1 protein-coding gene is annotated in these 498 nt (G+C 51.8%); it reads right to left on the bottom strand.

Going from position 1 to position 498, the window contains the following annotated elements; genetic code table 11:
* On the bottom strand, positions 1-498 hold a 498-nt coding region (locus J5M58_RS26390; protein WP_207880297.1), incomplete at both ends, for a hypothetical protein.

Here is a 498-nt window from a genome sequence, read left to right as displayed (position 1 = left end):
CTTTCATCCCGTGAATTTCAACAATGACGGCATTCTTGGGAAGGCGGTCGATGATCCGTGTGAATTCGTCATTTCTCGTAGACCAATTCTTATTCCAATCTGAAACCTTGCCTGTCGTTGTTAATGATGACGCGCCCATGCGGTCGGCCACAATCTCAGTAATGCCGCCGGTGTACAGGTCAGCCGGTTTCCGTTTGCCATCGCGAATCTGCGTGGTGGCATGCGGGGCGATTAAAACAAGAGGTGAGCTTGCTGTTCTATCTATCCACCGCACCGAATCGGCCTTTCCAGCGCCATCATTGTGATTAGCCTGGTACTTTGCATTCCGGTCGATAAGCTCCGCAGTGCCCGAGTCGTGGGTTGTCGAAGTTTCTGATGTTCCGGAATAGGAAGCAGCATGTTGAGCCGTCGCTGAAGCCTCAGATATGGGTGTCGCTCCAGAAACAGATGCGTGTGCCGATCCTAAAACTCGCCCACTTACTGCGCCATGAATAAGAA

This window comes from Pseudomonas sp. 32_A (genome assembly GCF_017490905.1).
GTDB classification, from domain to species: Bacteria; Pseudomonadota; Gammaproteobacteria; order Pseudomonadales; family Pseudomonadaceae; genus Aquipseudomonas; species Aquipseudomonas inefficax.
Note: the sequence above shows the minus strand (reverse complement) of the source record. Positions and strands in the feature narration are given on the sequence as shown.